Genomic DNA, 12666 nt, shown 5'->3' with positions numbered 1-12666 from the left:
AGCCTAGGTCTGCGGGTCCCCGCAATCGGTGAACCAGCGCACGGTGCCCGCGTAGTCGGCGAGGTGCAGGTCGATGCGCTCCCGCTGCCCGCCGAGCGTCGCATCCACGACCACCGTCTGCGAGTTGGGAATCTGGGTCGTGTGGCCATCGACCGGGTAATCCCACGGCTCGGACCGCTGCTCGACAACCTCGATGTCCGAGATCGACCCGACCACTCCGGCAAGGTAGGCGTCGCACTGCGGGGCACCGTAGCGGTGCAGAACGGCCGGATGCAGGGTCGCCGCCAGCGCATCCACGTCGCCGGCCGCATGCCAGCCTTCAAACGCGTCGACGAAGTCACGAGCCGCTTGCTCGCCGGTGCTGGTGCTGTCGAACGCGTTCTGCATGGTGGCGACCGCGGTGGGGTCTCCCTCGCACGCGAACGCGCGCTCGTCGGCGGTGACCGCCACCGCCGCGGAGTCGGCCGGAATCGTCTCGGTCGCGCCGTCCGCACCGCGCAGCGTGACCTCCCCGATCGCGTAATCGGCATAGCTCGACACGGGCACCGCGGCGGCGATGACGCCCTCGGGCGTGACGATGCCCGAGACGGAGTTGACGTCGGCCCCCGGAGTGTCGACCTCGTAGGCCGCGCCGTCGAGGTCGCTCGCGGCGGCGACCACGACGAGGAACAGCAGGTACCACGACGGGCTCCCGGGGAAGAACGGGTACGGCGTATGGCCGACGGCGGAGCACGAGGCCGGCGCGAGTCGGGCATCCTCGACTGATGCCGCCGACGTCGGTTCGTCACTCGGATCGACCGCCGCACCCGGCGTCACCGCCGAGCGCGGGAGCAGGAACAGCACGATCGCGATGATCAGGATCACGACGAAGATCGCGAGCAGCATGAGGAACCACCAGCGCTTCCAGAGCGGCGCAGGCTCGGCCTCCGTGCCGTGGGCGCCGCCGCCTCCCAGCTTGGTCGTCCGCGCATCCGCGCCCCGCGCATCCGCACCCCCCGCCGCCCCGGCCGCTCCCCCGGCCGCTCCCCCGGTTTCGGGCCGCGGCGGGCACGGGAAGGGCGCACCGATTTTCTTCCAGGTGGTGCGCGTCTTCCCGGTCGGGGTCTCGTCGTACTTCCACTTGCCGATCACCGCCCAGCCCTTCGAGCGCACATCGGTGTGTTCGAGGATCTGACTCATCGCCGCCGTGGTGCCGAGAAAGGCGCCGACGAAGGCGGCCCCGACGGCGGCAAGTCCACCGGCGCTCGCCACCGCGCCCGTCGCCCCGGCGCCGCCCAGGGTGCCGGTGGTGGTGACCACGGTCCCTTCCGCGATTCCCGCGGTGACGGTGCCGTAGGCCAGATCGCCGAACAGCCCGGCGACACCGAGACCGCCGCCAGCCGCACCTGCTGCGGGGCTGAGCAGCGTGTCGTAGTAGTCCTTCAGCAGGGTGTCGGTCACCCACTGCTCGTAGTACTGCTTGAGCAGCGCGAACTTGTAGCTGTACTCCGCCTCGACGGTCGCCTGTTCCTGCTGGCACATCCCGTCGCCGACCGGCACGACCCGAAAGGACGGGTTCGTTGTCGTGGTCTCGCGCCACTCCGTGTGACTGACCTCGAGCAGGTCCACCTCGAAGCGGTTGAAGTACGCCCAGCGGAATACTTCGTTGCCGGCTTCATCGGCCTGCAGCTGGTCTGAGACCCAGATCTTCTCTTTCGGATGCTTCGGACTGTGCGTGAACCCGTCCGACATCGAGACCTGCAGGTCGGGCGCCGACTGATAGATCGGCGGGTCGGAGGGCACGGGCGCGTTCGGGTCGGCAGGCATGGGCTGCTCCATCCGGTCAGGCGAGCGCCAGCCACGAGCACCGGCGCACGACGGTGAGGTTGTCCGGTGCCCGCAACCGTACGCCCCTGAAAACCGGGGGTCAACGGCGTCGGCGGGCCGGAGTAGCGTGTGGCGCATGACCTGGGATCGGGGTTTCGCCGGCGCCTCCCCCCACCGCGAGGGCGCCCGGTTGCGGCGCGAACGCGAGCATTCGGCGGAGGCGGCGCCGGAAAGCATCCAGGATCTGCTGCGGGATGCGGGTCGCCGCTCGCGCGAGGTTCGCGCCTGGGAGAAGGGGGCGGCGGGCGAAAGCATCGTGGGTCGAGTGCTCGCCGAGCTCGTCGATCACGGGGTCCGATCGCTGCACGATCGGCGCGTGCCGGGCGGCGCGAGCAACCTCGACCACCTCGCGATCGCACCGACCGGCGTGTACGTGATCGACGCAAAAAACTACTCGGGCCGCCCGCGCATCGAGACCTCCGGCGCGGGCGAGGCGACCACGACGCGCCTGTTCATCGGCCGCGACGACCGTCAGCACCTGGTGCAGAGCGTGCAATGGCAGACCCGCGTGGTGGGCGCGGTGCTCGCCGATTCCTCGGTACCGGTGCGCGGCATCCTGTGCTTCATCGGCGCCGACTGGGAGGTGCTGAACGGCTACCTCGTCGGCGGTATCGGCGTGACGTCACCGGAGCGCCTCGCCGACCTGCTGCGGATGCCCGGCCCGCTCGACGCGGCGCGAATCGCGGCCCTGCGCCGGCATCTGCTCGCCTCGCTCGACGCGGCTTAACGCAGAAGGCCCGGTCCAAAGACCGGGCCTTCTTTTGGTTGGCGACGTAAATGACACCTCAAATCTGAGGACGCAGCTCTTGCTACGGGTTGTAGGGCGCTACGCAAATCCGCGCTATCCAGAGAAGTCGCTTGAGGAGCTTCAGCACTTACTCGAGCTTGCGCGGAGCGAGCAAGTTTCTGTCGGAGAACTCCAACCGACTGTGATTCGCAACATCAAACGACGCCTAGGTCGAGAGCTCATCGCCGAGTTGGTTGCCGCCTACGAATCAGGCGTCACCACGATCGAACTGATGCAGCGCTACGACCTCAGCAAGACCAGCGTCCTGAAGCTTCTGCGCGAGGCCGGCGTGACACTGCGGCGTCAGCCGATGACGTCGAATCAAGTTGAGCACGCGCAGCAACTTTACGAGTCCGGCAACTCGCTCGCGACTGTAGCGGAAAAGGTGCAGATGCCGACCGAGTCTGTCCGGCGTTCTCTTCTCGAGCACGGGGTGCAGATGCGCCCCAGGCAAGGACGCTAGCGGGTGACGTGCGAGTTGATGCGCCTAAGCCAAGTACGGAGATCGTCGTCAGGATCACGTTCGCTGAGCATGTCGGCGGTCATGTGTGCCACTGCACCCTTGTTCAGCCAGTGCTTTGTGTTGGACTCCTTCTTCTTCTGCTTCTCTGGCTCGAGATCCATCCATGCCGTTTCAGGGCTGGTCGCATCGTGAATGATCTGCGCCACGCGTGCAGGGATGTTTTCGAAGTCGCCAACTGCGCCAAGTTGCACATCAGTTCGTTCTAGCTGGATTGCGGCTGGATGTAGGTAGTTCTCTAATTCGGCTTTGCCGGTGTGCACGGCCTCGGCGTCGGAGCGCGAGTTGATCGCTTGAGCGACGGCGTCGTAATGCGGCGCTTGTGGTGGCGCGAAGTCCCTGTCGAACAGGTGGAACTCAGGAATTCCAAGCCCTTCGAGCTTGCTGACCCAAAGCCCAGCGCTTGAGCCGCCGACTGGAATGAACACAACAGTGCCCTCGTCTTCCAGCTTCGCGAGGTTAGGGATGTCGGCTTCAGTTTCAGATAGCGTCGCCGAGATTGCGCGAAGGAAGTTTTCATCGTGCTTGCCTTCAACGCCTACGAAAACCTTGACTCCATGGTCTGGCAGCACACCTAGCGCTTTCGCAACCTTCTTCAGTGTCTCCTCGCCAGGAGGGTGAATCGTGCGAGCTTCGCCCGCAGATTCGATGTAGTGCAGGCTAGATGCCGGCAGGAGGCGCCCAAGCATCGGCGTGTGCGTCGTCACCAGTACTTGATACCCGTCCTGCTCAGCGATCTCCCTCATGGCATCGAGCAGGGCGCGTTGCATGTCGGGGTGCTGACTTGTTTCTGGCTCTTCGATCGCGTAGATAATTCCGCGGTCTGGCGTTTGTAGCCGTCGAGACTCGGCCTGAGCCTGGAGGAAGCCAAGAAGGACAAGGCGGCGCACACCACTCCCGCGCTTATTGAGAGGGATCTCGGTGTCGCCGGTGAGTGCAATCTTGAACACCGAGTCCCACTTCGGTTCTGAGATGGTGGGTAGCAACTCCCGTGCAACCTCTGGGGCCATGTCCGCCACCCGCGCGACCGTCTGCTTGATGAGCTCGCGTACTTCCGCCGTGACCGAGAGAGCAATCTTGTCCAGAGTTTCGCGCTCCTGTTCGAGTGCGATCTTGACAGCCGCTTTCATTGGATCCTGCGCCTCGCCGTCCTGATCCGTGCTCGAGCGGTCCGACTTGAACAAGAAGAACGCCGGTAGCGCTTCCTTGATTCGTGTGTAGATTTCCTTCGCGCCGACCTGCTCGACTTCAATAAGTTGTTCGGTGAGTTCCAGGTCTTCTACGTGCGCCCTGATCGCTTCTCGGATTTCCGCGCTAACGCTTTGATTCACTCCTTGTGTTGGCACCCCGAGGGTGGTCAACCGCGTCCGCAGTTCGGTGATCTTCAGCTTTAGAAGGTCGTTGACGCCCTCGGCACTCGGGTGCATCGCCCGAATGAACGTCTTCGCCGTTGGCGTCTTGAGGCTGCCGTTGAAGACACGGACGATCTCTAGTCGGCAGTCGGAGTTCAGGAGCTGCTCTCGCGCCAAGGTCGTGCGACTTGTTGCATCAAGAATCAGAGATGAAGGTAGATCGGCGAACTCGCACGTAATTGTCATGTCGGCGCGGTCGCCGTGTTTTGCGGCGTCGTCTGAGTCGGGCTTCTGTTCTTCGAAGAAAATGCTCAGAGCTTCCAGGATGCTGGACTTGCCAGCATCGTTCTTCCCAATCAGCGAAGTCAGGTCGCCCAACTCAAAGGAGACCTCGTCGGTGTAACAACGAAAGTTCCGGATTTTTACTCGTGCCAACTTCATACGCGCATCTCCTGCTTAGCTGCACGCAGTATGACAGACTGAGCAATTCTTGAGAATCCCTACGGCTTCTCGGACGGCTCAATGCCGAGTTCCTCGTCGGCCATGCGAATCAGCGCCCGAATCAGCTTCTGGACGTCGGGCTCGGGTCGCTGCACGGCCGTGACTGTGATGTCCAGCTGCCGGGCACGCCGCGAACGGCGAGCTATGGGTGGCGGGGCAACAGAAGGCCACGGCGCATCCAGGTGCGGCAGTGCTCGCCGATACGAACGGCCGACGACGTGTGGCAGTGACGGCTGCTTGACACTGATTATGACCAGGCACGCGCCCAGTCCTTGATCGTCAGTGACCGCTTTGACTCTTCCCTTGTCCCCTGAGTCGAGCCGCGAACAGGACGCTACCAGCAACCGCAGCGCTGACTACGACGATAGGGAGGTCTCGCTCAGGCAACCACTGGTCCAGGACCAGAGCCCAGCCGTTCGGCCTTGGCGCTCGATACTCGAAACCGGAGGTACCCGCGGCGAGCAGGTATCCGACTGGAGCAAGAAGGGCAAACTGACGCGGCAACGTCTCCGCCGCCACCAGTGAAATCGCGACAACCAGCACGAGATTCCGAGCAGCACCTTCGAACAGGGCGTCCCCGAACAGGATCAAGATGCCAGAAGCCACGGCCACCGGAGCGAAAGCAAGCAGCAGGTCGAGTCCCGCGATATGGGATCGGCGAGTACTTGTTGCTTCCGCGGCGATGGGCCGGTTCCCACACACGACTATCCACCACAAACCCGGGACGAACGCCACTACGTATGCGAGCGAGAACGCGTTCGTGTGTCCGGCGACCAAGTTCGGGAGTAGCAACTCGACACGCGATGTCGTAACGATCACGATCACTGTTACAGCAGCAACGACAGCGGTCGCCCATCCCCACCTCGAGACCCACCAGCCAGCCATGCCGACCGCTTATCGCTCGTGCCGCTTGACAACCGCACGATATGCGTACTCCGCGCGGTCAGTCTCTGGCGTCCCGGGCGGCACCTCTCTCAAAAAATCCTTGCTTGTACCCGAGAAGACGACCCTGCCTTCGTCTATGACTAGCACACCTTCATAGAAATCATCGAGGTCGTCAGTCTGGTGGGTGGAAATGACCAGCGCTACGCCGTCCAACGATCGCAGCGCGGAACGGACAGACCCACGTTGCTCTGGATCCAAGCCCGCTTGTGGCTCGTCGAGCAAGAGCACAGCTGGCGAACTAATCGCAGCGCTCGCAATCCCGACCCGTCGACGCTGACCCCCAGAGAGCCTTGAAACGCCGAACTTAGCCCGGCTACCCAGCCCTACCATACCTAGCGCGTGTTGAGCGGCATCGTATGAACGTCTGGTGGGCATGCCCTTTAACCATCCACTGTACGCAACCTGGTCTCGCGCGGTGAGACCGAAAATTGGTCGAATATCTTGAGGCATAAGGCTCGTGACACGTCGTAGGTCGCGTGACCTAGAGGCGCTCACGCCGGAAGTCGGATGAACAGAGATGGCCCCGCCCGTCGGCAGCAGCCAGCCCGCAAGCAAGGCAAGCAACGTGGACTTTCCCGCTCCATTCGGGCCAAGCACGGCGAGCGGAAAATGCTTTAGATCAACACTGACGCCATCGAACACTAGGCTCCGCCTTGAGTACCCAAACGACAAGTCATCCAGAGTTATCTGCACGCGAATCTATCCCTCACAGTCGGATTGAGCTAGCTGCCAGTCGAGCACTAACTTCAGGCGGTCTTCTTGAGTTGGAAGCCCGAGCGCCGCCTCGACTTCAGCGGGAGAAACAGGAGCCATCTCAACGCTCGTCTCGCTGCCAAACGCGACGTTCGGAAGCACCTCACTCGGATCTGCCCCCATCGTCGTGGCGAGCGCGTAGGGAATCACTACATAGTCCGGCAACTGAATGCTCGAGTCGAGCACAATCGGGTTGCACGTCGTCTGCGCGTACAGTTCGCTCGTGAACGTCGTGAGGATCTGCCGGTAGGTGGGTTCAACCGGAAAGTGGACCGCTAGTCGCGCGAACGAACTCCCGGCCTCCTGCTGCGCGGGAGCCGACACGGACGAGGGGAGATCAATGCCGACCTCGTCGGCTATGTCGTAGCCAGAGCTCAGGACAGCGGCAACGAAGGCGCGGGTAGTCGCGGGCGTTTCGGGATAGGTGCACACGGCGGGATTGTCACCCTCGCACACCTGGGAGCCCAGGTCTCGGAGAACGCTGGCGGTCGCATTCGTTCCTGTCGTAAGCACGTTGGCGGATAGGAGCGCAATCGTGACGGCTGCAGCTGCTGGCAGGGCCAGGTGCCGCCACTGCATCCGGATTGTGAGTGCGGCGAGCAGAAATAGGACTGCCGCAAGCGGAACTGAGGCCAGAATGGCTCGCCAGTCAGGGGCTTGCTCAATCGCGTCGCAACACAAATACATTGCATAGCCAGTCATGTGTCGCCATGACACGTTGGCGCCATCCGTGAGCGGGTACTGGGACCACTGGGCAACAGCCAAGATCGAAACAGGAACCGCAACCGGAATAGGCGCGAGCGACCCAACGATCCATCCGCAGCAAGCCGCGACGACTGTCATCGCGACGGCACTGACGACCAGGCCGAAGTCCGGGAGACCAGCAGGAGGATGGGTGGCGATCTGAATAGCGAGCACCGCCACGAAACCAATGAGCACAGCTACGAGGAGGGGCCACAGGTGCGCGAGCAAGACTCGGACGGCGTTGCGGCGCGCCATTCGCATCTGGAGCGGATCAGCGAGCGCCAGCCGCCTGCGTGAGGCCCAAGCAGCCGCGCCAGCGAGAATCGGTAGTCCGTACTGCAGACCAGCGCCAGCCCTTGCCAAATAGCCGGTCCAAGACGGGGCGAACTGCCCAGGACTCAGAACTAGGAACCAGAAGTACACGATGAGCGCAGTTACGAGCGGGGCCGCCCAAAAGGCGGGAGAACTCCGAACGGGCACAATCGGGCGAAATCGATCTAAAGACTTACTCAATTGCATCACCATGGGTAGGTCAGAATTGGTCGGGCCCGGTCACGGACCGGGCCCGACGCTCTGAATCCGACGTTTAGTAAGTGATCAGAATGTTGGAGTTACTGAACGGGCCCGATTGAAGGCCAGACACGCCCGAAATCTTCGCACCGTTGTACTGATAGCGGTACTGCTGCCCCACCGTCTGTGTTCCCCAATTCTGAGAACCCGACGAACTGGAGCAATACACATTCTTGTTACCGAGCGAGACCGGAGCCGAGATGCCCGACGACCGCTGTAGCTGCATCTGGGCGTAAAGCGGCGTTGGCGAACCGGCAGTGCTCCAATAGCACGTCGCAAGGAAGTCGAATGAATGAGAACTGCTGGTGCCCGTGCGGTATACGCCGACATGACCCGGCCAGAAATCCACCATGCTCGAGTGGACTGATGCGGCCGCCGCCGGGCCGGCGGTACCGGCGATGAGTGCGACAGACACTCCCACTGCCGCGATCGTCTGACGAAGCTTTGATCCTGTTTTCAACATTTCCTGATCCCGCCGAAGTTGGTTGCCCCGGGAGTGAGATTCACTCCAATTTGAGCATAGGCTCGGACTTTATGTCGCGCAAGCGATATCCCATGCCCGGGCTGTCCGTCGGACTACGCTGCCAGCTGGACGTAATCGTGAAGGAAAAAGCGATGTCACTGCAACACCCGCTGAACAACTTCGACGGCCTGCGCCTCATCGCCGCAGTCGCGGTACTCGTAGGTCACGCGTGGCCGCTGACCGGACGTTCGGACGCTCCCGCTATCGCAGGCCTCCTTGTCAGCCATCTAGCTGTTTACGTCTTCTTCTCGATCAGCGGCTACCTGATCACTGTCAGTTGGAATTCGTCCCCTCGTGTCGCGAGTTACTTGCGGCGCCGAGCCGCTCGCATTTTCCCGGCCTTGCTCGCCGTGCTTCTGACCACGGTGCTAGTCATTGGTCCGATATCCACAGTTCTTCCGATCGGGCGCTACTTTGCGACGCCCGAGACTTGGGAGTATCTGGCCGCCGGAATGCTCTTGGCCCCGAGGTATACGCTCCCCGGCGTCTTCCAAGCGAACCCCTCGAGCGCGGTGAACGGTTCGCTCTGGAGCCTGGGGCCAGAGTTCATCTCGTATTTGCTAGTGATAGTCGTCGGCCTTCTCGCATTGGCGTTCCCTGAGAAATGGCGAGCGGCATCAGCGACGCTCGTCTTCGCCGCTTTTGGGATCATGCTCGCGGTCGCGTATTGGACTGTACCTATCGAGGCGATTCAGGACTCCGCCCCGGCGATGGTGTTCTTCGTAGTCGGCTCATCGATTGCGCGGTTCGCTGTCGGGGCTCGACTTCCGCTCTGGCCGGTAATCCCGCTCATTCTCATGTGGATCCTCGTTAGCGCGATCTCGGATGCCGCTACTGTCTACGCGGCATGGCTCGCGGTACCTTATGCATCAATCGCTGTCGGCCAACGGAGTTGGCCGGTGCTTTCCAAGCTCGGCCGGTACGGTGACTTTTCGTACGGCATCTACCTCTGGAGTTTCCCGTTGCAGCAAGTCGTATGGCTCATCGCGCCGGCGATTCCGCTGTTGCCGAACATCTGCCTGGTTCTCGTCGCGACAAGTGCTGCGGCCGTTGTGTCATGGTTCTTGATCGAACGACCCGCGATCAGGTGGGCCCGTCGCACGGCGGGTTCGAAGGCCCTCAAAGCACCGCTGCACGAGACGATCGCTACTGTCGTTAGGTAACTCGCGGTTGCCGCCACGACCTAGGGATTTGACGATGTCCCCGACCGCTAACCTGACTGCGGCTCTGTGGTGCCTCCCCGTCGCGAGGTGAATTCCTTGGGGAACCTAGCGTGTTATCGGCCGTGGGCTGTCGCCGAAAGCGCCCTGAACGCTCGATCACCTGATGATGACATCGTGGTGATCCATCGCGACACACACACCGTTCTTCACCACGTACACCTCGACGTAGTGGTGTCCGCGATACGAAGTTGGTTCGCTGCGGCGCAGGCTCCCGGCGTCCAGCACGACTTGTCCCCGAATCGTGTTGGCGGCTATCGCTTCCTCGCCCGTGTTCCGGACCTTCCAATAGACCTGAACCGGCCCCGGAACATTGTGAGACAGCTGAAACTTGATCGTACGGTTCTTCGGAGCGACGTTCCCGTTTCTGCGGAGTTCGTACTCGCGAAACCCATTGCGCTTTGCAAGCCGACCGGTCACTCGGGCGCGGTATGCGGGATTTAGCTGGGTCTGGATGCCCCAGCGTTCAGAGAGAGTTTCCTCGGTATCGACAACGCCTTGGCGGCCGACGTGTGCCTCGAGCGCCTTCTTCACGGACGTGTCGTAGGTGCCGAACTTCTCACCGAACAGACGGCGCCATTTGACCTTCGACTCTTCAGGGTCCTCTTCGAGAAAGGCCTCGTCGATCCAGCCTCGGTACTGGTGCATCTTGTTGCGGAAGTTTGCGTAGAGGTGTTGCTCCCAGCGATGGTTGAAGTTCTCAGTCGGCTCACTTGGGTCGTCGATGCTCGGCATCGTCTCGTTGTCCTGAAGATAGTCATCGAGATCTCCGATGATCTTGCGAAGCGCGGTCGGGACGTCGGGGTAGAGATTGCCATCGCCCCACGCCGCGGCATCATCGACGGCGTTGCCGAGCAGTATCGAGAGAATCACCGACTTGCAGTCGAAAGTGTCTTTGAAGTCACGCAGGTACTTGATGAGTCGGATGACCTTGACGAGTCGGCCATTCGCGAGCCGGTTTCGCTCGTCGAGCCAGGCGTTGTATCCCTCGGGATTCGTTAGCTCGAAAAGATTGTCATCGCGATTGGTGATGTAGTGCTGCCCGTGACGCTCCATATACGGAACTACGTCAACGTGGAACTCATTCGCGTAATCGATGCGAACACACCTGTTGTGTCGGCTGACCATGTCGTGATAAGTCGCGCTGCTGCGAAACACGGTGTAGAGCTCTTGGACGTAGTCCTCGGCCTCCCATCCGTCGATCTCTTCGATGTAGAGAAGGAGGTCTGCATCAAACTCGTCGTTTGCGCGGACCGGATTGATGATCGTGCGGTGCGCGTAGCTGCCCTGTGGCAGCACATCGATGAAGTGCGTCGCAAAGTCGTCATCGCCCGAAGCGAGGAAGTTCTCGATCGCCTCCGTTCGCCGATCGAGCTGTTTGATGCGGCCATCGCTGAGATTGACCTTGTTGGCGAGGAAGGCGTCGAAGTGCTTGATCAGCTTCATGTGGCGGTCTCCTGATCGTCGAGCGTTCGGATTGGCAGGAACCGATCGGCAGGCTTGGCGAAGAACCGCTTGCGAAGTAGCGGCAACTGAATCCGAGCCTGCTCGGCGCCCAATGCCCTCAGCTCCGGGATGCCCGCCACTCCATCTAATTGGTACTGGCGCTCATCGACGGTCGGCGACACACGTACCACGTGCTCGTGCCCAAGAAGAAGCATCGCGCTTCCGACCGAGGCAGAAGATTGTCCCGCCATGAACACCTTGACGATTCGCTTCGCCCAGTAGTTGAAGAGCCCCAGAAATCTCGCCTGACGAGCGTGGAAATTGGTCGCAGGTTCAGTGCAACCGACGCCCAAGAGATCGATGTCGCCCTTACTCCACTCCAGAACTCCGACCGCTTCCACGGCGGCCGTGCCCATCGGATTGTTCGCCCACGTACCGCCGTCAACAAGTGGCACTCCGTTGGATAGCCGGTGCGTCGGAAAATAAGTAGGTGCCGCCGCAGTGGCCATGGCGACGTCAACGGCAAGCAACTTGTAGTCCCGTTCAAACCGCTCATGATGCGCCGTCTTGAAAACGTTCACCGTGCCTGTCGAGAGATTCAACGATGGGATCACCAGCCGAGTGGTCGCCTCACCGAGACGGCGCTTGCCAAAGACCTCCTCAAGCGCCGTTCGCAACGGTGCGGGATCGTACTTCGCGCTCACGGCCTGGCGAAGAAGGCCGAGACGACGACTGCCCCGAAAAATCGTCGGGCCTTTCTCCTCGTAGAACTTAAGGATGTCCACCGCTGGTATCCCTAATCCAAGTGCGAGGGCGATGATGCCGCCGGTCGAGGTTCCTACGATGAGGTCGAAGTGGGAAGCGAGAGGCTCGTCGAGTTCGCTTTCGAGGTCAGCAAGAAAGGCTGCAGGGAAGACGCCCTTGATCCCTCCTCCGTCGATCGCGAGAATCCGCCGCGGAACTCCCGCTCTTGGTTGGACTGCGTTCATCTGTATCCCTAGTTATGCGCCTGTCCGCCCAGTTTTGCAAGCACAACCGACATCCCAGCCTGAGAAGCGGGCCACCTTGCGGGTCGCGACGAGCTCCCGTACCGCCTCATTCAGCCAATGCGAGAGGGAAGATCCCTATGGAGCTGCGGGGAACTGCCCCATCACCCACGCGGCGCCCAGTAGCAGCGCACCCGCCAATGTCAGCCGTACCGCGGTCCCAAAGACCGTTAGGTGCGCGTTGGTCGTCAGTTCCCCCACACCGACGCACTCCGCATACTCGCGGGCGACTCGCTCGGAGTCGAACTTGTCGGTGACGTCCCGCCAGGTGGTGGACTTTCCGGCAGGGGCGTCGGCGTCGTAGACGTTGGTGAGCCATCGTGCGATGGTCAGTGAGAACCGATCAAAGCTACTCACAGAAGGACACAACGCACGATGGCTCTAGACCAGTCT

At 61.8% G+C, this 12666-nt stretch carries 11 protein-coding genes; 3 read left to right on the top strand and 8 right to left on the bottom strand.

What is annotated here, in order from left to right; all coding sequences use genetic code 11:
* Nucleotides 1–3 precede the first annotated feature (3 nt).
* Nucleotides 4–1806: a hypothetical protein gene (locus QZ258_RS10975; RefSeq protein ID WP_294181469.1), complete on the bottom strand. Its 1803-nt coding sequence runs from the start codon at nucleotides 1804–1806 to the stop codon at nucleotides 4–6.
* Between the two features lie 136 nt (nucleotides 1807–1942).
* Between QZ258_RS10975 and QZ258_RS10970 the strand changes: the two genes are divergently transcribed.
* On the top strand, nucleotides 1943–2593 hold the full coding sequence (locus tag QZ258_RS10970; RefSeq protein ID WP_294181467.1) for a nuclease-related domain-containing protein: 651 nt from the start codon (nucleotides 1943–1945) through the stop codon (nucleotides 2591–2593).
* Between the two features lie 202 nt (nucleotides 2594–2795).
* Entirely contained in the window at nucleotides 2796–3116 is a 321-nt protein-coding gene (locus QZ258_RS10965) for a hypothetical protein (RefSeq protein WP_294181466.1), read from the top strand.
* Here the strand turns inward: QZ258_RS10965 and QZ258_RS10960 are convergent.
* The 4 genes from QZ258_RS10960 to QZ258_RS10950 all read right to left on the bottom strand — a co-directional run bounded on the left by QZ258_RS10960 (nucleotide 3113) and on the right by QZ258_RS10950 (nucleotide 8501).
* Nucleotides 3113–4966 carry an ATP-binding protein gene (locus QZ258_RS10960; protein WP_294181464.1) on the bottom strand — a complete coding sequence of 618 codons (1854 nt, stop codon included), beginning with the start codon at nucleotides 4964–4966 and terminating at the stop codon, nucleotides 3113–3115. The genes QZ258_RS10965 and QZ258_RS10960 overlap by 4 nt on opposite strands.
* Nucleotides 4967–5920: 954 nt before the next feature.
* Nucleotides 5921–6568 carry an ATP-binding cassette domain-containing protein gene (locus QZ258_RS12420; protein ID WP_363182261.1) on the bottom strand — a complete coding sequence of 216 codons (648 nt, stop codon included), beginning with the start codon at nucleotides 6566–6568 and terminating at the stop codon, nucleotides 5921–5923.
* Between the two features lie 102 nt (nucleotides 6569–6670).
* The gene (locus QZ258_RS10955; protein ID WP_294181463.1) at nucleotides 6671–7648 is read right to left on the bottom strand and encodes a hypothetical protein; all 978 of its coding nucleotides are present in this window, start codon (nucleotides 7646–7648) and stop codon (nucleotides 6671–6673) included.
* 406 nt (nucleotides 7649–8054) lie between these two features.
* Nucleotides 8055–8501 (bottom strand): hypothetical protein, encoded by a 447-nt coding sequence (locus QZ258_RS10950; protein WP_294181461.1) that lies wholly within the window; start codon nucleotides 8499–8501, stop codon nucleotides 8055–8057.
* Between the two features lie 71 nt (nucleotides 8502–8572).
* Here QZ258_RS10950 and QZ258_RS10945 point away from each other — a divergent pair, with 71 nt between their 5' ends.
* Complete coding sequence (locus tag QZ258_RS10945; protein WP_294181460.1) at nucleotides 8573–9724, top strand: acyltransferase; 1152 nt, start codon at nucleotides 8573–8575, stop codon at nucleotides 9722–9724.
* Between the two features lie 156 nt (nucleotides 9725–9880).
* On the opposite strand, the gene QZ258_RS10940 is transcribed toward QZ258_RS10945, so the two are convergent.
* The 3 genes from QZ258_RS10940 to QZ258_RS10930 form a co-directional block, all read right to left on the bottom strand.
* Nucleotides 9881–11227 carry a cyclic GMP-AMP synthase DncV-like nucleotidyltransferase gene (locus QZ258_RS10940; protein WP_294181458.1) on the bottom strand — a complete coding sequence of 449 codons (1347 nt, stop codon included), beginning with the start codon at nucleotides 11225–11227 and terminating at the stop codon, nucleotides 9881–9883.
* Complete coding sequence (locus QZ258_RS10935) at nucleotides 11224–12216, bottom strand: CBASS cGAMP-activated phospholipase (protein WP_294181456.1); 993 nt, start codon at nucleotides 12214–12216, stop codon at nucleotides 11224–11226. Before QZ258_RS10935 ends, QZ258_RS10940 begins: the two co-directional genes overlap by 4 nt.
* Nucleotides 12217–12351: 135 nt before the next feature.
* The gene (locus QZ258_RS10930) at nucleotides 12352–12630 is read right to left on the bottom strand and encodes a hypothetical protein (RefSeq protein WP_294181454.1); all 279 of its coding nucleotides are present in this window, start codon (nucleotides 12628–12630) and stop codon (nucleotides 12352–12354) included.
* Between the last annotated feature and the right edge of the window lie 36 nt (nucleotides 12631–12666).

Source organism: uncultured Schumannella sp. (assembly GCF_905479755.1).
Lineage (GTDB): Bacteria > Actinomycetota > Actinomycetes > Actinomycetales > Microbacteriaceae > DCRR01.
The sequence above is the reverse complement of the archived record's forward strand: the minus strand, read 5'-3'. Positions and strand labels throughout refer to the sequence as shown.

Excerpts from the sequence above, each read along its gene's own strand:
- QZ258_RS10975 (WP_294181469.1), bottom strand. The coding sequence starts at position 1,806 with ATGCCTGCCGACCCGAACGCGCCCGTGCCCTCCGACCCGCCGATCTAT.
- QZ258_RS10970 (WP_294181467.1), top strand. The coding sequence starts at position 1,943 with ATGACCTGGGATCGGGGTTTCGCCGGCGCCTCCCCCCACCGCGAGGGC.
- QZ258_RS10960 (WP_294181464.1), bottom strand. The coding sequence starts at position 4,966 with ATGAAGTTGGCACGAGTAAAAATCCGGAACTTTCGTTGTTACACCGAC.
- QZ258_RS10950 (WP_294181461.1), bottom strand. The coding sequence starts at position 8,501 with ATGTTGAAAACAGGATCAAAGCTTCGTCAGACGATCGCGGCAGTGGGA.
- QZ258_RS10945 (WP_294181460.1), top strand. The coding sequence starts at position 8,573 with ATGTCGCGCAAGCGATATCCCATGCCCGGGCTGTCCGTCGGACTACGC.
- QZ258_RS10940 (WP_294181458.1), bottom strand. The coding sequence starts at position 11,227 with ATGAAGCTGATCAAGCACTTCGACGCCTTCCTCGCCAACAAGGTCAAT.
- QZ258_RS10935 (WP_294181456.1), bottom strand. The coding sequence starts at position 12,216 with ATGAACGCAGTCCAACCAAGAGCGGGAGTTCCGCGGCGGATTCTCGCG.